At 70.7% G+C, this 21,900-nt stretch carries 22 protein-coding genes; 14 read left to right on the forward strand and 8 right to left on the reverse strand.

Translation table 11 applies throughout. From position 1 onward, the window contains the following. Window positions 1-14: 14 nt before the first annotated feature. The 3 genes from F4553_RS14465 to F4553_RS14475 are packed head-to-tail and all read right to left on the reverse strand — an operon-like array spanning window position 15 to window position 2,787. Window positions 15-854, reverse strand: coding sequence for a fumarylacetoacetate hydrolase family protein (locus F4553_RS14465; RefSeq protein ID WP_184836259.1), 840 nt, complete (start codon window positions 852-854; stop codon window positions 15-17). Continuing rightward, window positions 854-1,774: an amidohydrolase family protein gene (locus tag F4553_RS14470; protein ID WP_184836261.1), complete on the reverse strand. Its 921-nt coding sequence runs from the start codon at window positions 1,772-1,774 to the stop codon at window positions 854-856. Before F4553_RS14470 ends, F4553_RS14465 begins: the two co-directional genes overlap by 1 nt. Next, window positions 1,771-2,787 carry an aldo/keto reductase gene (locus tag F4553_RS14475; protein ID WP_312875212.1) on the reverse strand — a complete coding sequence of 339 codons (1,017 nt, stop codon included), beginning with the start codon at window positions 2,785-2,787 and terminating at the stop codon, window positions 1,771-1,773. The genes F4553_RS14470 and F4553_RS14475 overlap by 4 nt, the downstream gene beginning before the upstream one ends. A gap of 85 nt (window positions 2,788-2,872) precedes the next feature. Between F4553_RS14475 and F4553_RS14480 the strand changes: the two genes are divergently transcribed. The 12 genes from F4553_RS14480 (at window position 2,873) to F4553_RS14535 (ending at window position 15,629) form a co-directional block, all read left to right on the forward strand. Continuing rightward, window positions 2,873-3,490, forward strand: coding sequence for a GntR family transcriptional regulator (locus F4553_RS14480; protein WP_246466336.1), 618 nt, complete (start codon window positions 2,873-2,875; stop codon window positions 3,488-3,490). A gap of 42 nt (window positions 3,491-3,532) precedes the next feature. After that, window positions 3,533-4,957 (forward strand): glutamate--tRNA ligase, encoded by a 1,425-nt coding sequence (gene gltX, locus F4553_RS14485; protein ID WP_184836267.1) that lies wholly within the window; start codon window positions 3,533-3,535, stop codon window positions 4,955-4,957. A 134-nt stretch (window positions 4,958-5,091) separates the two neighbouring features. After that, window positions 5,092-5,760, forward strand: coding sequence for a hypothetical protein (locus F4553_RS14490; RefSeq protein WP_184836270.1), 669 nt, complete (start codon window positions 5,092-5,094; stop codon window positions 5,758-5,760). Window positions 5,761-5,791: 31 nt separating this feature from the next. Next, window positions 5,792-6,568 (forward strand): LppM family (lipo)protein, encoded by a 777-nt coding sequence (locus F4553_RS14495; protein WP_184836272.1) that lies wholly within the window; start codon window positions 5,792-5,794, stop codon window positions 6,566-6,568. An 83-nt stretch (window positions 6,569-6,651) separates the two neighbouring features. After that, window positions 6,652-7,485, forward strand: coding sequence for a hypothetical protein (locus F4553_RS14500; protein WP_184836274.1), 834 nt, complete (start codon window positions 6,652-6,654; stop codon window positions 7,483-7,485). Window positions 7,486-7,534: 49 nt separating this feature from the next. Then, window positions 7,535-8,713, forward strand: a complete 1,179-nt coding sequence (locus F4553_RS14505; protein ID WP_376776217.1) for a PucR family transcriptional regulator — start codon at window positions 7,535-7,537, stop codon at window positions 8,711-8,713. Window positions 8,714-8,744: 31 nt separating this feature from the next. Then, window positions 8,745-10,247 carry an MFS transporter gene (locus F4553_RS14510; RefSeq protein ID WP_221469891.1) on the forward strand — a complete coding sequence of 501 codons (1,503 nt, stop codon included), beginning with the start codon at window positions 8,745-8,747 and terminating at the stop codon, window positions 10,245-10,247. Between the two features lie 300 nt (window positions 10,248-10,547). Next, the gene (locus F4553_RS14515; RefSeq protein WP_184836278.1) at window positions 10,548-11,711 is read left to right on the forward strand and encodes an acyltransferase domain-containing protein; all 1,164 of its coding nucleotides are present in this window, start codon (window positions 10,548-10,550) and stop codon (window positions 11,709-11,711) included. Beyond that, window positions 11,708-12,646: a beta-ketoacyl-ACP synthase III gene (locus F4553_RS14520; protein WP_184836280.1), complete on the forward strand. Its 939-nt coding sequence runs from the start codon at window positions 11,708-11,710 to the stop codon at window positions 12,644-12,646. The genes F4553_RS14515 and F4553_RS14520 overlap by 4 nt, the downstream gene beginning before the upstream one ends. Window positions 12,647-12,730: 84 nt before the next feature. Then, entirely contained in the window at window positions 12,731-12,967 is a 237-nt protein-coding gene (locus F4553_RS14525) for an acyl carrier protein (RefSeq protein WP_184836282.1), read from the forward strand. Window positions 12,968-12,975: 8 nt separating this feature from the next. Continuing rightward, entirely contained in the window at window positions 12,976-14,202 is a 1,227-nt protein-coding gene (gene fabF / locus F4553_RS14530; protein WP_184836284.1) for a beta-ketoacyl-ACP synthase II, read from the forward strand. 14 nt (window positions 14,203-14,216) lie between these two features. Beyond that, window positions 14,217-15,629, forward strand: a complete 1,413-nt coding sequence (locus F4553_RS14535) for an acyl-CoA carboxylase subunit beta (protein ID WP_184836286.1) — start codon at window positions 14,217-14,219, stop codon at window positions 15,627-15,629. A 39-nt stretch (window positions 15,630-15,668) separates the two neighbouring features. Here F4553_RS14535 and F4553_RS14540 read toward each other — a convergent pair whose 3' ends face one another. From F4553_RS14540 to F4553_RS14555, 4 genes are read right to left on the reverse strand one after another with little or no spacing between them, the layout of a single operon-like run. After that, the gene (locus tag F4553_RS14540; RefSeq protein ID WP_184836288.1) at window positions 15,669-16,541 is read right to left on the reverse strand and encodes an LLM class flavin-dependent oxidoreductase; all 873 of its coding nucleotides are present in this window, start codon (window positions 16,539-16,541) and stop codon (window positions 15,669-15,671) included. A gap of 21 nt (window positions 16,542-16,562) precedes the next feature. Further along, a complete protein-coding gene (locus tag F4553_RS14545) occupies window positions 16,563-17,336 on the reverse strand; it encodes a hypothetical protein (protein ID WP_184836290.1) in 774 nt (257 codons plus the stop codon). A 19-nt stretch (window positions 17,337-17,355) separates the two neighbouring features. Next, window positions 17,356-19,020, reverse strand: coding sequence for a glycoside hydrolase family 3 protein (locus F4553_RS14550; RefSeq protein WP_312875214.1), 1,665 nt, complete (start codon window positions 19,018-19,020; stop codon window positions 17,356-17,358). 20 nt (window positions 19,021-19,040) lie between these two features. Next, window positions 19,041-19,532, reverse strand: coding sequence for a DUF3145 domain-containing protein (locus F4553_RS14555; RefSeq protein WP_184836291.1), 492 nt, complete (start codon window positions 19,530-19,532; stop codon window positions 19,041-19,043). Between the two features lie 255 nt (window positions 19,533-19,787). Here F4553_RS14555 and F4553_RS14560 point away from each other — a divergent pair, with 255 nt between their 5' ends. Further along, the gene (locus tag F4553_RS14560; protein ID WP_184836293.1) at window positions 19,788-20,120 is read left to right on the forward strand and encodes a hypothetical protein; all 333 of its coding nucleotides are present in this window, start codon (window positions 19,788-19,790) and stop codon (window positions 20,118-20,120) included. Between the two features lie 171 nt (window positions 20,121-20,291). Here F4553_RS14560 and F4553_RS14565 read toward each other — a convergent pair whose 3' ends face one another. After that, window positions 20,292-20,930, reverse strand: a complete 639-nt coding sequence (locus F4553_RS14565; RefSeq protein ID WP_184836295.1) for a carbonic anhydrase — start codon at window positions 20,928-20,930, stop codon at window positions 20,292-20,294. A gap of 229 nt (window positions 20,931-21,159) precedes the next feature. Here F4553_RS14565 and F4553_RS14570 point away from each other — a divergent pair, with 229 nt between their 5' ends. After that, window positions 21,160-21,834 (forward strand): DedA family protein, encoded by a 675-nt coding sequence (locus tag F4553_RS14570; RefSeq protein ID WP_312875215.1) that lies wholly within the window; start codon window positions 21,160-21,162, stop codon window positions 21,832-21,834. The last annotated feature ends 66 nt before the right edge of the window (window positions 21,835-21,900 follow it).

A 21,900-nucleotide genomic window follows, 5' to 3' on the forward strand; every position in this document is an offset into this window, starting at 1 on the left:
CGCCGATCGTGACGTCAGGCCGCGGTGACCGGGGTGCGCTGGCGGCCCAGGCCGGCCACCTCCACCTCGACCACGTCGCCCGGAGCCAGGTAGGGGAAGCGGCCCGAGAGCCCCACCCCCTCCGGCGTACCCGTGTTGAGCAGATCGCCCGGCTCCAGCACCGTGAACTGCGACAGGTGCCAGATCAGGAACGCCACACCGAAGATCATGTCCTTCGTGGACGAGTTCTGCCGTGCCTCCCCGTTGACCCAGGACCGCAGCGCCAGCTCGTCCGGCGACACCCCCGGCACGAGATAGGGCCCGAGCGGGTTGAACGTCTCGCAGCTCTTCCCCTTGGACCACTGCCCGCCGGACCGCTCGATCTGGAACTCCCGCTCCGAGACATCGTTGCTGGTCACGAGCCCGGCGATGCACTCAAGGGCGGCCTGCGGCGAGTCGAGGTAACGGGCCGTCCGCCCGATGACGACGGCGAGCTCGACCTCCCAGTCGGTCCGCGTCGAGCCACGCGGGATCCGGATCTCGTCGTGCGGGCCGACGATCGTGTTCGGCGCCTTGTAGAAGATCACCGGCTCCACCGGCGGCAGCGAGCCGGACTCGGCGGCGTGCGCCGCGTAGTTCATCCCCACGCAGAGCACCACGCCCGGCCGGGCGATCGGCGCGCCGATCCGCTCACCGGCGACCTCGGTCTCCGGCAGCTCTCCCCGGTGCAGCGCGGCGCGAGCCAGCTCGATCCCGCCCGCACCGAGAAAGCGCCCGTCGATGTCGGCGGTGAGCCCCCGCAGGTCATAGTGGCGATCGTCGGCGAGCAGCACCGGTCGCTCGGCCCCGGCGACCCCGACACGCATGAACTTCATCAGTCGATCTCCAATTGGTATGTCCGTGCGGCATTGCCGCCGAAAACCGCGTCGTGGTCCTGCGACGGCACGAGCGCGCGGGCGGTGGCGAGCCAGCGCACGGCGTCGGTGGCGAGCTCCGCCACCGGCCAGTCCGAGCCCCACAGCAGCCGCTGCGGCCCGAAGACGGCGAGGGCGTGCGCGACGACCGGTGCGAGGTCGTCGTCGGTCCAGCGGGCCCAGTCGGCCTCGGTCACGAGCCCCGACAGCTTCGCGACGACATTCGGTCGCTCCGCGAGCCGCGCGACCTCGTCCCGCCACGAGGCCAGCCCCGCGCCGCCCGCTGCGAGCGGCGGCTTCCCCAAATGATCAAGAACAAACCGCCCCAGGGGTACGCCGTCAGCCGCCACCCCGGCACCCGCGAGCTGGTCGGGCCGGACGACGAGGTCGACGACGAGCCCGAGTTCGGAGATCCGCCGCAGGCCCGCCACCACCTCGGGCCGGGCGAGCCACCGGGGATCCGCGTGCGCCTGCACCTGGTCCCGCACGCCGACGAGCTTGGCCGGCCGCTCATAGGACCAACTCTTCAAGAGTTGCGACGATGGGGGCGCCGCGCCGGGGATGGCGGCGAGGGCGGCGATGGCTGCGGGATCCGTCGAGGCGCCCGCGGCCGTGGGATCGGCGAGCGCGGCGAAGTCGAGCCAGGCGACCACACCGGCGATCTCGGGGGTCTCGGCGGCGAGCGCCAGGAACTCGATCGACTCGGCCGTGTCGCAGCGGGCGGCCTCGACCAGCACCGTGCGGTCGACACCGGTCGCCGCGAGGTGTCCGCGCAGGTCGGAGACGGTGTAGTCACGGCGGATCGGCGCCATCGCGGGCTCGTCGAGCCAGCCGTAACCGCCGTCGAGGCGCCACAGGTGGTGGTGCGCGTCGATGATCATTCGCGGATGAACCCCTCGTCGGCGAGCGCGGTCCAGAGTGCGGCCGGGACCGGGGCGGTGATCGCGTCCACCGCGTCGTCGACCTCCGCCGGTGACCGCGCTCCGACCAGCACCGAGACGACGGCGGGGTGCCGCAGCGGGAACTGCACCGCCGCCGTGCGCAGCGGCACGTCGAAGCGGGCGCAGACCTCCCGCAGCGCCTGCGCGCGGGCGAGGATCTCCGCGGTGGCGGGTTCATAGTTGTAGGTGACGCCGGGCCGGGGATCGGCGAGGATGCCGGAGTTGAAGACCCCGGCGGCGATCACGGCGACCCCTCTCGCCTGCGCGAGCGGCAGCAGCTCGTCGAGGGCGACCTGGTCGAGGAGGGTGTAGCGCCCCGCGAGCAGGACGCAGTCGAGGTCGGCCTCGCGGATGCAGCGGGCCAGCACCTCGGCGCTGTTGGCACCGACGCCGATCGCGCCCACCCGGCCCTCGGCACGCAGCCGTTCCAGGGTCGGCGCGGCCTCGGCGAGCGCCTGCGGGAGGTGGTCGTCGGGGTCGTGGATGAAAGCGATGTCCACATGCGACAGATTGAGCCGGTCGAGGCTCTCCGCCAGCGACGATGCCACCCCGGCGGCGGAGAAGTCGAAGACCGGCGCGATCCCCTGCTCGACGCCGGACCAGAACTCCTGCGCAGCTTCCGGCGCGCCCTGCGGGGCTTCCTCGCTCCGCTCGGTCACTCCTCGTGCCGGCGCATCCTCACCGGCAGCGCGGAGCAGCCGTCCGACCTTGGTGGAGAGGGTGAACTCGGCACGGGGCCGATCGGCGAGGGCTCGTCCGGCGCGGCGCTCGCTGTGCCCGTACCCGTAGAGGGGAGCCGTGTCGAAGTAGCGCACGCCGCGCGACCAGGCGTGGTCGATCGTGGCTCGCGCCTGCTCCTCGCTCACGGCGGAGTAGAGACCGGCGATCGGCGCCAGGCCGAGGCCCAGCCGCGTGACCTCGAGGTCCGTCCGCCCCAGGGCGACTCGCTGCACTGGATCTCCTTCCACCGTGCCCCGAAATCCTATAGGATCGTCCCCGCGAGACGAACCGGTGTCAAGTGCGGAAAGAATGGTCCCCATGCGGTCTGCGCTCAGTGACGATGTCTACTCCGCCCTCAAGTCCCTCATCATGGATCACGAACTCGCGCCGGGCACCCGGGTCACCATCGACACCGTCGCGAAGAAGCTGAGCGTCTCGCCGACCCCGGTCCGCGAGGCGCTGGCCCGGCTGGAGGCGGACGGGTTGGTGACGAAGCGCCCGATGGCCGGATACACGACGACGGCGCTGCTCACCCGGGAGGAGTTCGAGCACCTCTTCGAGATGCGGCTGCTGCTGGAGTGCGCAGCCGCCGCCCACGCCGCGGACCTGCGCTCGACCGCGGACTTCCCCGATCTGCCGACGATCTCGGAGGGCCACGGCTACGCCACCCACGCCGACTTCACCGCCGCCGACGCCGCGTTCCACGACGCGATCGCCGCCGCCTCGGGCAACCCGCTACTGCACGACGCGATCACCCGGCTCCACTCCCATCTGCACCTGCACCGGCTGCACTCGCCCACCGACGTCGGCGGGCGCAGCCAGCAGGAGCACGACTCGATCGTGGCCGCGATCCGGGCGGGCGAGGCGGCCCGGGCCGACATCGCGATGCGCCTGCACCTGGAGGCGTCTCGCGACCGCCACCTCGCCAAGTGGTAACCCACAAGCCATGACCCATGGGTACCCCGTAGGCTGGGTGGCGTGACGGTACGCGTTCGTTTTGCCCCCTCTCCCACTGGAATGTTCCATGTCGGCGGAGCCCGCTCGGCCCTGCAGAACTGGATCTACGCCAAGCAGCACGGCGGTGCCTTCGTGCTGCGGATCGAGGACACCGACGCGGCTCGCAACCGCCCGGAGTGGATCGAGGGCATCCTCTCCGCGATGGAGTGGATCGGCATCGAGCGCGGCAGCTACGAGGGCCCCTACTTCCAGTCGTCATACGCCGACGAGCAGCGCGCGGCGGCGCAGCGGCTCTTCGAGGGCGGCCGGGCCTACTACTGCGAGTGCACCCGGGAGCAGGTCCAGGCCCGCGGCGGTAATCAGTACTCGGGCTACGACGGCTTCTGCCGCGAGCGCGGCCTGGGCCCCGCCGAGGGCCGGGCGCTGCGGTTCAAGACGCCGACCGAGGGCGAGACGGTCGTCGTCGACCTGATCCGGGGCGAGCCGACCTTCGACAACAAGCTCATCGAGGACTTCGTCATCGCCCGCGGTGACGGCTCGCCCGTCTTCCTGCTCGCCAACGTCATCGACGACATCACGATGAAGATCACCCACGTGATCCGGGCCGAGGAGCACCTGCCCAACACGCCCAAGCAGCAGCTGCTCTGGGAGGCGCTCGGCGTGACGCCGCCGACCTGGGCCCACGTGCCGGTCGTGGTGAACGAGAAGCGGCAGAAGCTCTCCAAGCGCCGCGACAAGGTCGCCCTGGAGATGTACCGCGACGAGGGCTACCTCGCCGATGCCATGCGCAACTACCTGATGCTGCTCGGCTGGGCACCGTCGGGCGACCGCGAGATCGTGCCGTGGCAGGTCATCGAGGACGAGTTCCGGCTGGAGGAGGTCAACTCCTCCCCCGCCTTCTTCGACGAGAAGAAGCTGCGCGCCTTCAACGGCGAATACATCCGCGCGCTGTCGACCGAGGATTTCATCGCCGCCTGCCGGCCGTGGCTGACCGGCCCGTTCGTCACGGCCGAGGAGAGGGCCGAGTCCGGCTTCGGCATCGTCGCACCGCCGTGGGCACCGCAGGACTTCGATCCGGAGACCTTCGCCCAGGTCGCGGAGCTGGCGCAGACCCGGATCGCGGTGCTCGCCGAGATCTCCTCCTATGTGGACTTCTTCTTCCTCGACCAGCCGGTGATCGACGAGGCCGCGTGGGCCAAGGCGTCGAAGGACGCCGGGATCCTGCCGGATGTCATCGCCGCATTCGAGGCGTTGCCGTCCTGGGACGCCGACTCCATCAAGGCCGCGGTCGAGACGGCCGGCACCGCCCGGGAATTGAAGCTGGGCAAGGCTCAGGCGCCGGTCCGGGTGGCCGTGACCGGCCGTTCCGTCGGCCTGCCGCTCTTCGAGTCGCTGGCGGTTCTGGGTCGCGAACGAACGATTGCCCGCCTTCGCGCCGCCGCATAGCAGGAGAGATCCCAATTCGTGACCTGATTGAGATCTCACCGTCGCAACTATGACGCGTTCTGGATTGTCTTTGCATATGGACTCTTAGAAGCTAGAAGTCCGTTTACAGCGACATCCATCGAACGGGGCAAGGCATGGATCGCAACGTCACCCGCCGCCTGTTTCTCCACGGCGCCGTGCTGGCCGTCCTCGCCGCGCCCGTGGCGGTCGGCCTGGCCACACCCGCCGCCGCGGCACCCGCGGCAGCACCCTCGGCCGCGCCGAATCCGGTCAACAGCATGACGATCGCCGGTGTCGGGCTCACCGAGCCGCTCACCATCGACGCCACCGACAACCAGCGTGAGTTCGAGGCGATGCTCAGCGAGGTCGACTGGCTCGCGGTGCGGCCCGGCGTCTCGGTGAAGTCGCCGACCGCGGAGAAGCTCGGTCCTAAGTACACGGTGACGCTGCTCGTCGACGGGGTCGCCAAGCAGCAGTACGACCTCTATCCGCTCGCGACGGGCGGGCCCCGGGCGTACCGGTCGGACAAGCAGCCCGACAAGCGCAAGGTCGCCGCGGGCTGGTTCTACGGCCGGTTCACGATGCCCACCGCGATGCGCGCGGCCGGCGTGCCGCTGACCGGCGTCTCCCTGCCGCCCGGCGCGGGCGGTGGCGGCGGTGGCACCGGCGCCACCGAGCAGGAGCAGGACATCAGCTCGATGTTCGGCGAGTGGCGCGGCGTGGTCGCCCTCAACGGCGTGGTCGCGCTGCTCATCGCGGCCGGCCTCTTCGGCATCGCCTTCGGCATCCGCCGCAAGATCTGATCCGCTGGACGCGCTCGCGCATACTGTGCGGATGCCGATGCGGAAGCTGACCACCCCCCTCCGGTCGCTCGCGATGCTCGCGATCGCGGCCGTCACCCTCAGCGGGTGCATGAAGGTCGACATGGCCTTCACGATCAACCCGGACGACACCGTCAGCGGCACCGCGGTCTTCGCCGTGGACAAGCGCCTGGCCGGGCTCGCGGGCAGCGAGGACAACCTCGTCCGCGAGATGACCAACCGGCTCGGCAACGTCCCGACGGCGACCGAGGAGAAGCGCTACTCCGAGGGCGACTTCATCGGCACCACGTACACCTACACCAAGACGCCGCTGAGCAGCTTCTCCGGCAGCATCCTGAAGATCGCGCACCGGGACGGCAGATACACCCTCGACGCGGTGCTGGACCTCAGCGCCTACCGCCTCGACGACCCGGCGATCAAGGCCTTCGCCGACAGCTTCACGGTGAAGATCGCGATGACCTTCCCCGGCAAGGTGACCTCCGGCAACGGCACGATCGACGGCAACACGGTGACCTGGACGCCGAAGGCCGGTCAGAGCACCAGCATGCACGCCGTCGCCGAGGAGGCCTCGACCTTCCCCGTCCTGCTGGTCTCGCTCTTCGGCGGGGTCCTGCTGCTGCTCGTCATCGTCGCCGTGGCCATCGTCCTGGTGGCCTCGCGACGCCGGAAGGCGACGGCCGACGAGCTGCCGGCGATCGGGCACACCGCGCTGCCCACCACCGACTCCACCGTGATCGAGGAGCTGCCGACCGGAGACGCGCACTCGCCGTCCGGGGAGGCCAGACCCTGATGGCGCGGGGGCACAGCCATGCGGCCGGGCCCCCGCCGTGCAATGCTGGCTCCCGGTCGTGACCGTCGTATGAAAGGCGTTCGATGCGGCAACTCCTCGCACGTCTCACCACCCCGACCGGATTCCTGCTGGCCGGGCTGTGCTTCCTGCTCCCCTTCGCCGCCGTCTCCTGCGAGGCACCCGGCGGATACGGGCGAGCGGCACCCGGCGCCACCACCACCTACAGCGGGCTGACCCTCGCCGTCGGCGGCGTACCGAAGGTGGACAAGCCGACGCAGCTCCTGCCGAAGGCGCAGCGCAAGGAGGACGAGCTTCCGCCGCAGCCCTTCGCGATCGTGTCGCTCGCGCTGATCATCGTCGGCCTGCTCGCCTCGATCGTGCTCTACAACCGGCGGTCCCGCTTCCCCGTCGCCGCCGCCGTCTCCACGCTCGCCACGGTGCTCGTGATCGCCAACCAGGCGATCGTCGAGGCCTCGTTGGAGAGCCGGCTGCAGGAGCAGCTCAGAGTGGCGATGCCGGCGGGCAAGCACCCGACGGACTACGTCAACACGGGCAGCGGATTCGGGCTCTGCCTGCTGATCCTCGCCGGCCTCGTGCTGGGCAGCCTGATCGGCTGGGCGCGCCGGCCGCCACCGCCCCGCGCCGTGCCGATCCCCTTCCAGAGCCGCCGGGAGATGCGGGCCCGGGGCGAGGTGAAGGCCGCCGAGAAGGCCGCGCGGATCGCCGCCCGGCTCGCGGCCCGGACGGGTGACGGATCGCGTACGGATCCGACGCCGACCCCGACGCCGGTCCTCTCCGAGCCGTGGCTGGACGACCCGCTCCTGCCGGTCGACCCCGTCGCGGCACCGGATCGGCGGGCCGACGAGGAGCATCACGGGCCGCCCGGCGTCGATCCGTGGCCGGACGCACCGGTCTGAGCCGTCTCGCTCGGCCAGGACCGGCCGACGGACGCCCTAAGCTGTGGCTGTGACCGGTGAACCAGCGCTCGCGGCGACGCTGAAGCAGATCGAGCGGTCCGCCGGTGCGCTCGCCACGTCGAGCGTCTCCCGGATGGACGATGCGCTGCCGTGGTTCCGCGGGCTCCCCGCCGACCAGCGGGCCTGGGTCATGCTGATCGCGCAGTCCGGCGTGCGCTCCCTGGTGGAGTGGCTGCGCCAGGGCGGCGGCGCCTCGGGTACGCAGGAGATCTCCGACGAGGTCTTCGACGCGGCACCCCGGGCGCTGGCCCGCACGATCAGCCTCCAGCAGACCGTGGCGCTGATCAAGGTCACCATCGATGTCGTCGAGGAGCAGGTCAGCCACCTCGCCGCGCCCGGCGAGGAGACCGCGCTGCGCGAGGCGGTGCTGCGCTTCTCCCGCGAGGTCGCCTTCGCCGCCGCCCGCGTCTATGCCCGCGCCGCCGAGACGCGCGGCGCATGGGATGCCCGGCTCCAGGCCCTGCTCGTCGACGCGCTGCTGCGCGGCGACTCCTCCGATGTCGTGGCGAGCCGCGCAGCCGCGCTGGGCTGGTCGGACGCGCCGCCCGTCGCGGTCGCGGTCGGCCGGTCCCCCGGTGGCGAGTCGGCGGCCGTCCTGCACGTGATCTATCGGCTGGCCCGGCGGATCGGGGTGGAGACGATCGGCGGCGTGCACGGCGACCGGCTCGTCGTCGTCATCGGCGGCGCCACCGACCCCTTCGCCGCCACCGAGAAGATGATCTCCGGCTTCGGTGAGGGTCCCGTGGTGGTGGGGCCGACCGTGGCGAGCCTGGAGGACGCCACCGAGTCCGCGCGGGCCGCCATCGCCGGGTTCCGCGCGGCACCCGCCTGGCCCGCCGCGCCGAGGCCGGTGGAGGCCAACAACCTGCTGCCGGAGCGCGCGCTCGCCGGGGACGCCGAGGCCCGGCGCAGTCTCGCCGCGGTCTTCAGCACGCTGGCCCGCTCCGGCGGGGAGCTGCTCGCCACGCTCGACGCGTTCCTCAACGCGGGCAGCGTGCTGGAGTCGGCGGCCCGTGGCCTCTTCGTGCACCCCAACACCGTCCGTTACCGGCTCAAACGGGTGTCCGAGCTGACCGGCTACGCGCCGATGACGCCCCGGGACGCCTTCACCCTGCGCGTGGCGCTCGCGATCGGCCGTCTGGACCCCGCCGCGCCCCAGCACCTCTAGAATTTGCCCCACCATGGGGCATATTTCCAGTTTGAGCAAGAGTGGTCGCTGGACCGTCCTCGCCGTCCTCTGCGCCAGCCTGCTGCTGGTCGCCCTGGACGCGACCATCCTCAACGTCGCGCTGCCGTCGCTCATCGACGACCTGCATCCGGACGCCATCCAGCAGCTCTGGATCATCGACATCTACGGGCTGCTCCTGGGCGGCCTGCTCGTCACCGCCGGGGCGGTCGGCGACCGCTGGGGCCGCAAGCGGCTCTTCCTCGTCGGGGTGGCGGCCTTCGGCATCGCCTCGATCATCGCCGCGACCTCGTCGAGCCCGGGGCAGCTGATCGCCGGACGCGTACTGCTCGCCTGCGGCGGCGCGATGATCATGCCGTCGACCCTCTCGCTCATCCGCAACGTCTTCAGCGATCCGCAGGAGCGGACCCGGGCGATCGGCGTGTGGGCCTCGGTCGCGGGAGCCGGTGCCGCGATCGGGCCGGTGCTCGGCGGGCTGCTCGTCGAACGGTTCGGCTGGGCCGCCGCCTTCTGGGTCAACGTGCCCATCGTCGTGATCACGCTGGTGGCCGGGTGGTTCATCCTGCCCGAGTCGAGAACGCCCGGCGAGTCCCGGCTCGACTGGTTCTCGGCCGCGCTCTCCGTCGCCGGCACGATCACGATCGTCTGGGGCATCAAGCACGTCGCGGCCGACGGGGTGCTCTCCCCCGCCCCGCTCGCGATCATGGTCGGCCTCGGCCTGCTGATCGTCTTCGCCCGGCGGCAGCTCCGCCTCGACGACCCGCTGCTCGACGTGCGGCTCTTCACCAATCCAGCCTTCACCGGTGCCGCGATCACCACGCTCGCCGCGATGATGGCGATCGGTGCGGCGCTCTTCCTGCTCTCCCTCTGGCTGCAGTATGTCGAGCAGTTCAGCCCCCTCCAGGCCGGCCTGCGGATGCTGCCCGCGGCGCTCGCCACCCTGCTCGCCGCACTCGCCACACCACGGCTGGTGGCCCGCCTGGGGGTCCGGACGGTGATCGGGTCGGCGCTCGCCACCCTCACCGCCGCGTTCGCGATCCTGGCGCTGGCGCCGCTGACCTACCCGGTGGTGGTGATCGCGCTGGTCGCCTTCGGGATCGGTGACGGCATGGCGATCACGGCGGCGGCGACCACGATCGTCTCGGCCGCGCCCGCCGAGCGGGCCGGAGGTGCCGCGGCGGTCAACGAGACCTGCTACGAACTCGGGGTCGGATTCGGGGTCGCCATCCTCGGCAGCATCGCGGCGGTGGGCTACCGCAACGGGCTCGACGGGCTCCGCCTGCCACCACCCGTCCGCGACGTGGTGAGCGGCTCCATCGGCGGCGCGCACGAGATCGCCACGGATCTGGGCGGACCTGCCGGTGAACGGATCATGGTGGTCGCGAGGGCCGCCTACGTCGATGCGCTCACCCTGACGAGTGTCATCTCGGCGGTGCTGGTCGCGGCTGCCACGGTCGTCGCCCTGTGGCTGATCCCAGGCGGCTTCCAGCAGGCCGACAACCCCCCTGAATTTTAATGCTGGACACGCGGTACGAAGTGCAACAAAGGTCAGGGAGAAGGTGATCCTGACCTTTGTCGCGCTTTCCGCGGCGTGTCCAGCATTAAAATTCAGGGGATGGGGAGCGGGGAGTGTCGCAGAACACTTCGGTACGGGTCCGCCGGGGGGAAATGCCGCAGATCTTCGCGTACCGGAGCTGGCCTGGAAGAATTCGCTTAACCTTCCATCAATCCTTGTAGGGTTCCTACAAAGACTCTCGTAGGATTTGGTCCTCGCCGACAACGCGCGCTACCTGAGTGATCCCTCAGGGTTGAAGACGTGCTCGCCGTACTCTCTCCCGGCCAGGGTGCCCAGAAGCCTGGCTTCCTGGCCCCATGGCTCTCCGTCGATGGCGTGGAATCCCAGCTCCGCTGGTGGTCCGCGCTGACCGGCGTCGACCTTGTCCATCTCGGCGTCGAAGCGGATGCCGAGGAGATCAAGGACACCGCCAAGACCCAGCCGCTGCTGACCGCCGCCGCGCTCGTCGCCGCCGGCCAGCTCCGGCTGCCCGATGTCTGCGTGGTGGCCGGGCACAGCGTCGGTGAGCTCGGCGCCGCCGCCGTCTCCGGTGTCCTCGCCCCGGAGAACGCCATCGCGCTCGCCGGCATCCGGGGACGCGAGATGGCCGCCGCCTGCGCGCTGGAGCGGACCGGCATGGCCGCGATCCTCGGCGGTGACGAGGCGGAGGTGCTCGCCGTCCTCGCCGAGCTGGGCCTTTTCCCCGCCAACCGTAACGGCGCTGGCCAGATCGTCGCCGCCGGTTCCCTGGAGGGCATCGCGAAGCTCGTCGCACAGCCGCCGGCGAAGGCGCGGATCCGCGAGCTGCAGGTGGCGGGCGCGTTCCACACGCCCTACATGGCGAGCGCGGAGCAGGCCCTGGGCCTCGTCGCCGCCGGGATGCGCCCCGCCGACCCGCACAAGATCCTGCTCTCCAACGCCGACGGCTCCTCCGTCGCGAGCGGCACCGACCTCGTCGCCCGGCTCGTCCGCCAGGTCACCGCCCCGGTGCGCTGGGACCTGGTCATGCGCACGCTGGAGGACCTCGGCGTCACCGCCGTGATCGAGCTGCCGCCGGCCGGCACGCTGGCCGGGCTGGTCAAGCGCAGCATCAAGGGCGTCGAGATCGTCACCGTGAACACCCCGGACGACCTCGCCGCCGCCCGCGACCTCATCTCGCGCCACGGCAACGTGCCGAGCCACGAGCCGACCCTGCACTTCATGGTGGTCGTCGCGGCCAACTCCGGTACCTTCGCGCCGATCGAGGGCCTCAGCGAGGGTGACGAGGTCAAGGCCGGCCAGGTGATCGGCCAGGTCGTGACCCGCCAGGGCGGCGTCGACGTGGCCGTCAACAAGGCGGGTGTGCTCACCGAGTGGCTCGCCAACCACGATGACCCGATCGCGCAGGGCCAGCCGTTGGCCCGCATCGAAGGAGTAGGCCTGTGACCGGCAGCAAGATCGTCTCGATGGGTCACTACCAGCCCTCCCGAGTGCTGACCAACGCCGAGCTCGCCCAGATGGTCGAGACGAACGACGAGTGGATCCAGTCCCGCGTCGGCATCAAGGAGCGGCGCATCGCCGGGGACGAGAGCGTCGCGGACATGTCCGCCGCCGCCGCCTCCAAGGCGCTCGCCGCATCGGGGCTCAGCGCCGCCGACATCGACCTGATCATCGTGGCGACCTGCTCCTCGTCGGACCGCAGCCCCAACGTGGCGTGCCGGGTCGCGGAGCGGTTGGGCGTACCCTCCGCTGCTGCTTTTGATCTGAACACCGCGTGCTCGGGCTTCGCCTACGCGCTCGCCAACGCCGACCACGCGATCCAGGCCGGTGCCGCGAAGCATGCGCTGGTGATCGGCGCCGAGAAGCTCTCCGAGATCACCGACTGGACCGATCGGTCGACCTGCGTCATCTTCGGCGACGGCGCGGGAGCGGCTGTCGTCAGCGCCACCGCCGACGGCGAGCCGACCGGCATCGGCCCGGTCGTCTGGGGCTCGGCCCCCAGCAACGCCATCGCGATCGAGGGCTGGCGCCCCTACATCTACCAGGAGGGCCAGACGGTCTTCCGCTGGGCGACCACCGCGATCGCGCCGATCGCACTGCAGGTCTGCGAGCGCGCCGGGGTCGACCCGGCCGAGATCGCCGCGTTCGTGCCGCACCAGGCCAACCTGCGGATCATCGACGGCATCGCGAAGAAGCTGGGCATGCCCAACGCCATCGTCGCCCGCGACATCGTCGAGTCCGGCAACACCTCCGCGGCGAGCATCCCGCTCGCCTTCTCCAAGATGCTGGAGCGCGGCGAGGTCAAGTCCGGGAGCCCCGTGCTCATCATCGGCTTCGGCGGAGGCCTGACCTACGCAGGTCAGGTCATCCGCTGCCCGTGAGGCGAGGCTGCAGAGCCGAGCCGCACGAAGTCAGCGTTCACGCCGTCCGGGCCTCACCGGCCGGTCACCTAGGAAAGGAAAAGTATGACCCGCGAAGAAATCACCGCTGGCCTCGCCGAGATCCTCGAGGAGGTCGCCGGGGTCAGCCCCGAGGACGTCTCCGACGAGAAGTCGTTCACTGAGGACCTGGACGTCGACTCGCTGTCGATGGTCGAGGTCGTCGTGGCGGCCGAGGAGAAGTTCGGTGTCAAGATCCCGGACGACGAGGTCCAGAACCTGAAGACCGTCGGCAACGCCGTTGATTTCATCCTGAAGGGCTGATTTTTCCCTTGTCTCGTCGTGACGTAGTCGTCACCGGGCTCGGCGCGACGTCCCCGCTAGGCGGGGATGTCGCGTCCACCTGGGACGCCATGCTCGCCGGCCGCTCCGGAGTCAGCAAGCTGACCCAGGACTGGGCGGAGCAGTTGCCGGTGCGGATCGCCGCTCAGCTCGCGGTCGAACCGTCCGAGGTGCTCGATCGGGTGCGGCTGCGCAAGCTGGACCGGTCCGAGGCCGTGGCGCTCATCGCCGCAGCCGAGGCCTGGGCCGACGCCGGTTTCGCCCCCGACTCCATCGACACCGAGCGGCTCGCGGTCGTGGTGGGCTCCGGCATCGGCGGGGCACAGACCCTCCTCGCCCAGGACGACATCCTGGAGGCCTCGGGCGCGCGGCGGGTCAGCCCGCACACCGTCCCGATGCTCATGCCCAACGGTCCCGCCGCCTTCGTCGGCCTGGAATACGGTGCGAAGGCCGGCGTGCACGCGCCGACCAGCGCCTGCGCCACGGGCGCCGAGGCGATCGGCTGGGCGCTGGACATCATCCGGTCCGGCCGCGCCGACGTCGTGATCGCCGGTGGCACGGAGGCGGTCATCCACCCGCTGCCGATCGCCGGGTTCGCCTCGATGCGCGCCATGTCGACCCGCAACGACGACCCCGAGCGCGCCTCCCGGCCGTGGGACAAGGGCCGCGACGGCTTCGTCCTCGGCGAGGGCGCCGGCATCCTGATCCTCGAGTCGGCAGAGCACGCCGCCGCGCGCGGGGCCAGGGTCTACGCGCGTCTCGCGGGAGTCGGCATGACCTCCGACGGGTACGACATCGTCCAGCCCCACCCCGAGGGCGCCGGTGCCGTGCGCGCCATCCGAGCCGCCTTGCGCGACGCGGACATGGCCGGCCTCGACATCAAGCACGTCAACGCTCACGCGACGTCGACCCCGGTGGGCGACATCGCGGAGATCGTCGGACTGCACCTCGCCATCGGTGACCACCCCGTGATCACCGCGACCAAGTCGATGACCGGCCACCTCCTCGGTGCGGCCGGTGCACTGGAGTCGATCGCCACGATCCTCGCGATCCGCGACAGCGTGGTGCCGCCGACGATCAACCTGGACGACCCGGATGACGGGCTCACCCTGGACGTGGCCGCGCTCAAGGCCCGCCCGCTGGACATCCCCGCCGCGCTCAACAACTCGTTCGGCTTCGGCGGCCACAACATCGCGCTGATCTTCGCGCGAGCCTGATGGGGGAGACATACGTGACCACCACCTCCGCAACCACCGATGAACCCACGGTGGACTACCGCGACCCCGAGGTCCGGCTGAAGCAGCTCTTCGACCGCGGCTCGATGCGTACGATCAGCTCCATCGACGACTCCGGCGTGCTCGCCGGCCGCGGCGAGATCGACGGCGCCCCCGTCATCGCCTTCGCCACCGACGCCACCCGCATGGGCGGCGCGATGGGCATCGACGGCTGCCGCCACGTCGTGGACGCGATCGACGCCGCCGTCCGGGAGCGGGTCCCCGTGATCGGCCTCTGGCACTCCGGCGGCGCCCGCCTCGCCGAGGGCGTCACCGCGCTCGACGCCGTCGGCCAGGTCTTCGCCGCGATGGTCCGCGCTTCCGGCCGGGTGCCGCAGATCTCCGTCGTGCTCGGCCCGGCCGCCGGTGGCGCCGCCTACGGCCCGGCGCTCACCGACATCGTGATCATGTCCGACACGGGCCGGATCTTCGTGACCGGTCCCGAGGTCGTCCGGTCCGTCACCGGCGAGCAGGTCGACATGGAGCGCCTCGGCGGTCCCGACCCGCACGGCCGCCGCTCCGGCGTCGTCCACATCACCACCAAGGACGACGCGTCGGCGCTGGTCGAGGCACGCAAGCTCGCCTCGCTCCTGGGTCACCAGGGCCGGCTCAGCCCGGACGACATCGACGACGACGTGGACATCTCCGCGTCGATGCCGGCCGAGAACAACCGTGCTTACGACGTCAAGCCGGTGGTCAAGGCGCTGCTGGACGCCCCCGGTGTCGAACTGCACGCCAAGTGGGCGCCGAACATCGTCACCACGCTGGGTCGCTTCGCCGGGCGTACGGTCGGGGTCATCGCCAACAACCCGCTGCGCCTCGGTGGCTGCCTCGACTCGACCAGCGCCGAGAAGGCGGCCCGCTTCGTGCGGATGTGCGACTCGCTCGGCGTACCGCTGATCGTGCTCGTCGACGTCCCCGGCTACCTGCCCGGCCTCGGCCAGGAGTGGGACGGCGTCGTGCGCCGCGGTGCCAAGCTCCTGCACGCCTTCGCCGAGGCCGTGGTGCCCCGGGTGACCCTGGTGACCCGCAAGTCCTACGGCGGTGCCTACATCGCGATGAACTCGCGCTCGCTCGGTGCCACCGCGGTCTTCGCCTGGCCCAACGCCGAGATCGCCGTCATGGGTGCCTCGGCCGCCGTCAACATCCTGCACCGCAAGAAGCTCGCCGCCGCCCCGCCGGAGCAGCGTGAAGAGCTTCGGCAGCAGCTCATCGACGACCAGACCAAGGAGGCCGGCGGTGTCGCGCGGGCCCTGGAGATCGGTGTCGTCGACGAGGTGATCAAGCCGGCCGAGAGCCGTCGCCGGATCGCCCAGGCCCTCGCGGCGGCCCCGGCCGCCCGGGGCGCGCACGGCAACATCCCGCTGTAACGCACCCTCGAAATAGCACCGACTCTTGAAGAGTTGGTGCTATTTCGCGTTCAGCACCTCGGCGGCGACCTTGTCGAGAACGGCTTCGCTGCCCGCGTACCAGCTGGATTCGCGCGGCCAGTGGGTCATCACGTCGGTGAAGCCGAGCTCGGCGGCCCGCCCGGCCGCCTCGGCGAAGAAGTCCACGCTCACCAGCGAGAAGGTCGGGCCGGAGTCGAGCGAGAGGTGCTTGGTGACGGTGGCGGGATCGCGCCCGGCGGCGGCGAGGGCGTCGTCGAAGCGCTGGGAGCTCTCGGCGACCGACCGCCACCACTGCTCCTGATCGTCACTCGTCACCCCGGCGGTGACCCAGCCCTGACCGAGCTTCGCGGCGAGGGCGATCGACCGCGGGCCGTTCGCCGCCATGACGAACGGCACCCGGGGTGCCTGCACGCAGCCGGGCAGCGTCCGGGCGTCGACGGCGGCGTAGTAGTCGCCCTGCCAGGTCACGTGGTCGGTCCGCAGCATCAGGTCGAGCAGCTCGACGAACTCGGCGAAACGGTCGACCCGCTGCCGCAGGGTGAGCTCCGGCAGGCCGAGCACCCTGGCGTCGAAGCTGACCCCGCCCGCTCCGACACCGAGGGTGATCCGGCCGCCGGAGATGTCGTCGAGCGCCAGCACCTCGCGGGCGAAGTGCACCGGGTGGCGGAAGTTGGGCGAGGCGACCATCGTGCCGAGCCGGATCCGGGAGGTCACCTGCGCGGCGGCGGTGAGCGTCGGCACCGCGTCGAACCAGGGCCCGTCGACGAGGTCGCGCCAGCCGAGGTGGTCATAGGTCCAGGCGTGGTCGAAGCCGAGCTCCTCGGCTCGTTCCCAGCGACGCCGGGCGACGGACCAGGGCTGGTCGGGCAGGATGCAGATCCCAAAGCGCATGCCGAACACGCTACGGGACGGTCAGCGGGACTTGCGGAGTTCGGCCTGGCGGGCGGTCTCGGCCGCCGCGTAGGCGGCTCGGGCAGCCTGGTCCGCTGCGGCGGCCTCCTGGCCACGGGCACGGGCGATGGCATCCATGTGCTGGGCGTTGCGCCGCGCCGGGGCCAGAGCCTCCTCGGCGGCCTCCAGCGCCTTGCGCAGCTTCGTCTCCTCGACCCGAAGCCGGGAGAGCTCCTTCTCCCGCTCCTCGCGGACCTCGTCCCAGCCGTCGACCCGCTTCCACACGGCGTGCAGCTCATCGACGGAGATGTCGCCCCGGCGGTAGGCCGCCAGCGCCGCCCGGCCGACCTCCTTCTGCGCCTCGTCGACGGTGGGCTCGGGCATCGCCTTCTGTGCGGCCTTGACCTGCACGATCGATGCCTTCACCTGCTCGTGCGCCTGCGCGGCGGCGTCCCGGACGACGGTCAGCCGGGCCAGCTCACCACCGGCGTGGGCGGCCTGCTTGGCGGCTGCGCGGGCGGTGAGCACGGCGGCACCGGCGGCCGAGGCTATCTGCTGCGCGGTCACCTGGAGCTGCACGTAGTCGGGGCGGCTGGAGATCGCGATCGGGTTCTTGGGCGCGACGGGCTTCGATCCCCACCCGGGCTCCGCCGAGGCGGCCGGCTTGGTGACCTTGGCCGGCCGCTTCTTCTTCCGGCCGCCCGAGTCGGAGCGGAATAGAAGAACGAGAATGAGCAGGGCGATAGCCGGGCAGGAAATCAGAGCTATCCATGTCCCGATGCCCGTACCGCCCACGGCAAGAGCCTAGTGAAACCTAGGCGCATGCGGAACGGGGTAATCCGACGACTTCAACCGGTGACCGTCCGGATGGCTTCGCCGAACCCGCCAGCACCCGCGCCAGAGCGGTCAACGAGACCGCGCTGGACGAGTAGGTCGCGAGGAGAACGGGGGAATCGGCGTGGCGCAGGAGATACGGAGTGTCCATCGCCACCGTCACGGCGGCGCCCTTGTGGAGGTCGGCGCGCTGGTCGCCGTACCCGACGAGGTGGATGACCTTGCCGCCCTGCTCGACCACCGAGACGCCCGCGGCCTTGAGCTCGGCGACCAGCTTGGCCTGCGCGACCTCGCGACCGCCGGAGGCGGTGACCCGCACCGGGCCGGTGACGAGCGGTTTCGTGCAGGAGCCCTTCAGCAGGGTGATCGACTTCTGGGCCAGGCCGAGCGCGGCCGCCGTGTTCGCGGCGCTCGCCAGGACGTTCTGGCCCTCGGCCGCCGGAGCGAGGCCGAACTTGAGCGTGAGGACGCGGGTCGCCGCCTGGACGAGCCGCTCGCGCGGAACGCTGCCGTTCTTGACGCCAGCCAGGATCGCGTCGTAGGCGGCGGCCGGGTCCGGCGGCATCAGCAGCAGGTCGTTGCCCGCGAGCAGGGCCTTGACCGCGGCCTCGCCGGCCGGCCAGCGCTGCGCCGGTGCCATGTTGAGCGCGTCGGTGACGACCACTCCGGTGAAGCCGAGCTCCGTGCGGAGCAGGTCGATGAGGATCTTGCTGGAGAAGGAGGCGGGCAGGCCCGGGTCGATCGCGCGGACGTCGAGGTGGCCCGACATGACGAGCTTCGCACCCGCACCGATCCCGGCGACGAACGGCGCCAGGTCGGTCCGGGTCAGCTCCTGCCGGGACTGGCGCAGCTCGGGCAAGTCGTCGTGGCTGTCCGCGGCCGGGTTGCCGTGGCCGGGGAAGTGCTTGAGCGTGGCGGCGACCCCGCTGCCCTGCAGGCCTCGCGTCGCCGCGACCACCTGCTCGCCGACGATCTTGGGTTGATCGCCGAAGGAGCGGGAGCCGATGACGCCGGAGGCGCCCTGCACGTCGGCGACCGGGGCGAAGTCGACGTTGATCCCCATCGCCAGCAGCTCCGACCCCGCCGCCCGCCAGGCCGCCTCGGTCGCGGCCGGATCGTTCGCGGCGCCGAACGCCATCGCGCTCGGCAGCTGGGTCACCCCCGACTTGATCCGGGTGACGATGCCGAACTCCTGATCGGTGCCGATGAGCAGCGGCGCCTTGGCGGTCAGCCCGCCCGCCGCCGCCTGCAGGCCCGAGGTGAACTCGGTGACCTGCGCGGGGTCGGCGATGTTGCTGGTCTGCTTGGCGGTCGGGTCGCCCGCCTCGAACCCGACGAGGATGAGGCCGCCGAGGCGGTATTTCGCGATCATCTCAGCGGGTGTGCCGACACCGACCAGCTTCTTGTTGGCCGCCGCCGCGCCCTCGGTGACGTTCGTGGCGTGCTGGCCATAGGCGTAGGGCATCAGCACCTGGCCGACGAGGTCCTCGTCGGCCAGGGTCGCGACGAGGGCGGCCGCGCGGGCCGCCGGCTCCAGCTTCGGCTGCTCGGTCACGCCGCCGTGCCACTCGCTCGGCGCCGCCGGCTTCGAGCAGGCGGAGGCGAGGACGAGCAGACCAAGAACAGACCATCGGAGAGTACGCACACAGGGCAGGCTAGCCCGTATCAGCTAGCCCGCGTAAGCAGCGTGACGGGCGCACCATCCCCGGCCCATCGGTAGGGTTCGAGCTCGGCGTCCCAGGCGGAGCCCAGCGCACGCTCGACGGCGACCGCGAACGCCTCGGGGCTGCGGGCCTGCGTCATGAGCTGGCGGAGGTGGTCCTCGCCGATCTGGATGTCACCGGCGGCCCCCATCGTCGAGCGGTGCAGGCCTCGCCCGGGGACGTGCATGTATCGCTCGCCGTCGACACCGGCGCTGGGCTCCTCGGTGACCTCGAACCGGATCATCGGCCACTGGCGCAGCTCGGTGGCGATATCGGCGGCCGTGCCCGGACGACCGGTCCAGCCGGACTCGGCCCGGCGCGCACCGGGGTCGGCCGGCTGCAAGGTCCACTCCAGGCTCACCGGGACAGTGAGGACACGCGCTATCGCCCACTCGACGTGTGCACACACGGCGAGCGGGGTCGAGTGGACGTAAACGACGCCTCGCGTGGACACTTCGGACCTCCCTGGAGCGACAGGTGCGTCTTCCCCTACGACCTGGCGTCCTGGCGGATCGTGTCCGTTTTTAGCTGCTATGGGGTCTCGTGGATGGTGCTCGGCTGCTTCATGATGACGCCTGGGGCGGATGAGGCGCCAGCGAATCGGGAAACTCGTCACCGATTTTTCCTGCCCGCAGCACACGCGCTATGCTTTCTCGGGTTCGTCTGCGGACCTCATTGATTTTGACCGCCTGGCCCAAGGAGTAACTCGGTGGCTGCCAATACCTCCAAGACCGCGCGCGCGTCAGTCCGGGCCGGTGCGGCCAAGGACGGTTCCATCAGCGTGCTCGGTGAGTTCAAGTACGTGATCCCGCTGAACGGTGGCAAGCACGCTTACGTCCGCAACCTCACCAACGGCAAGACCAACCACCTCTCGACGACCTCGGACGCCTTCGTCGAGGAGATCCGGGTCCTCACCGCGGCCGGCCACGGCCCGAAGATCCGCATCGAGCTGGCCAACCTTGCGAGCGCGTACCCCGGCCACGGCTGGGACGCGACCGAGGAGCGCCTCGTCGCCGCCGGTGTCTTCGAGCCGGCCGCCTGATCTAAGCGCATACAGCAAAGGAAGCCCCTGCCGTCGGCGGGGGCTTCCTTTGCTGTATGCGTGAGCTGCTCGCTCGACATGAGCACGAGATTCAGGGAGTCAGACGTCATCACATTCCATGATGATGTCTGACTGCCCGAAGAAGTCGAGATCGTGAAACGCCGACAGAACTCAGAGCAGGTCGACGACGCCGGTGTCGAGGTCGTAGACGGCGCCGACGATGCGCACACCCGTGTGACGCATCGCCCGGGCCAGCGGGATCTCGTCCTGGAGCTCCTCGACCGTGTGCTGCGTGTGCAGGCGGAGGGCTCGGCTGTAAACGTCCTCGGCGTCGATCCCGGCCGCGACGACCGCCGGAGCGATCTGCTTGACCAGGTAACCGAGGGCGCCGGTGGGGGTGCGACCGCGTCGCAGAGCCTCCACCGTGGCGGCGATGGCACCGCAGCGCTCGTGTCCGAGGACGACGACGAGCGGCACGGCGAGTTCGGTGACGGCGAACTCGACGGAGCCGAGAACGGCCTGGTCGAGCACGTGAGCACCGGAGCGGACAACGCAGATGGAGCCGAAATTCTGGTCGAAGATCGCTTCCAGCGGAACGCGGGAGTCGATACAGCCGACCACGACCGCGTCGGGACGTTGAACTCCGGAGGCCGCGGCGGCGGCCGTGATTTGGTGACCGTACCGTGGCTGCCCTGCCACGAACCGTCGATTACCAGCGACCAGCTCAGCGAGCGCATCGTCAGCGCTCAGCCGCTCAGTGGTGGAGGGCGCGAGGCCGTCGGGCGTCGCGGTCGTTGACTGCGGCGTCATAGTCATAGCTTGTACGACCTTCGCGGGCAACGGAAGGCGTTGTTGCAAAGCTGCGAGACTTCTCACGCCAGCGACAACCGTCGTTCGCCGACAGGTCACGATCCGATCGCTCCGGAAACGGACAATCGTCGGCGTACTTCTCAGGGTTTGCTCAGGGTGCGACCCGATGTGGTGCGCCGGGCGGACAGGTAGGGTTTCGGTCGACCCCAGAGAAGGCGAGCCCCCGGCCGTGTTCGAACACCTTCAGGATTGGCTGGCTGCGTTCCCGCCCGCCGTCATCTACATCATCGTCGGGCTCATCATCGGCGCGGAGAGCATGGGCATTCCGCTGCCGGGCGAGGTGACCCTGATCAGCGCAGCCCTGCTCTCCGCCTCCGGCGTGGGTGAGCCCTGGTGGGTGGCGATCGCCGCCGCGACCGGCGCGATCATCGGCGACACGATCGGTTACACGATCGGCCGCAAGGGCGGTCGGCCGCTGCTGGAACGGGTCGGCCGGCGCTTCCCCAAGCACTTCGGCCCGGCCCACCTCGCCAAGGCCGAATCGCTCTTCGCCCGCTGGGGAGTCTGGGCCGTCTTCTTCGGCCGCTTCGTGGCGCTGCTGCGCATCCTCGCCGGTCCGCTCGCGGGTGCCCTGCGGGTGCCTTACACCCGGTTCCTCGTCGCCAACGCCTCCGGCGGCATCGTCTGGGCCTTCGGCACCGTCTTCCTCGTCTATTACGTCGGGGCGAAGGTGGAGGCGTGGCTCAAGGGCGCGTCCTGGGTGATGCTCGGCGCCGCGCTGCTCTTCGGTGTGATCACCACCATCATCCTGAAGCGCAAGGCGCAGCGGGCGATGGCAGATCCGCAGGTCACAGCCTCGGAGGTCAGCATCGTGCCTACCGATTCCAGCCTATCCGGCAAGTGATCGGGTCCGCATCGGCCCCGTGCTCGATTTATTCGGCGGCGGATACCCGTAGGCTTTTCTCCTCAG

Origin of the sequence: Allocatelliglobosispora scoriae, assembly GCF_014204945.1 — a bacterium.
GTDB classification, from domain to species: Bacteria; Actinomycetota; Actinomycetes; order Mycobacteriales; family Micromonosporaceae; genus Allocatelliglobosispora; species Allocatelliglobosispora scoriae.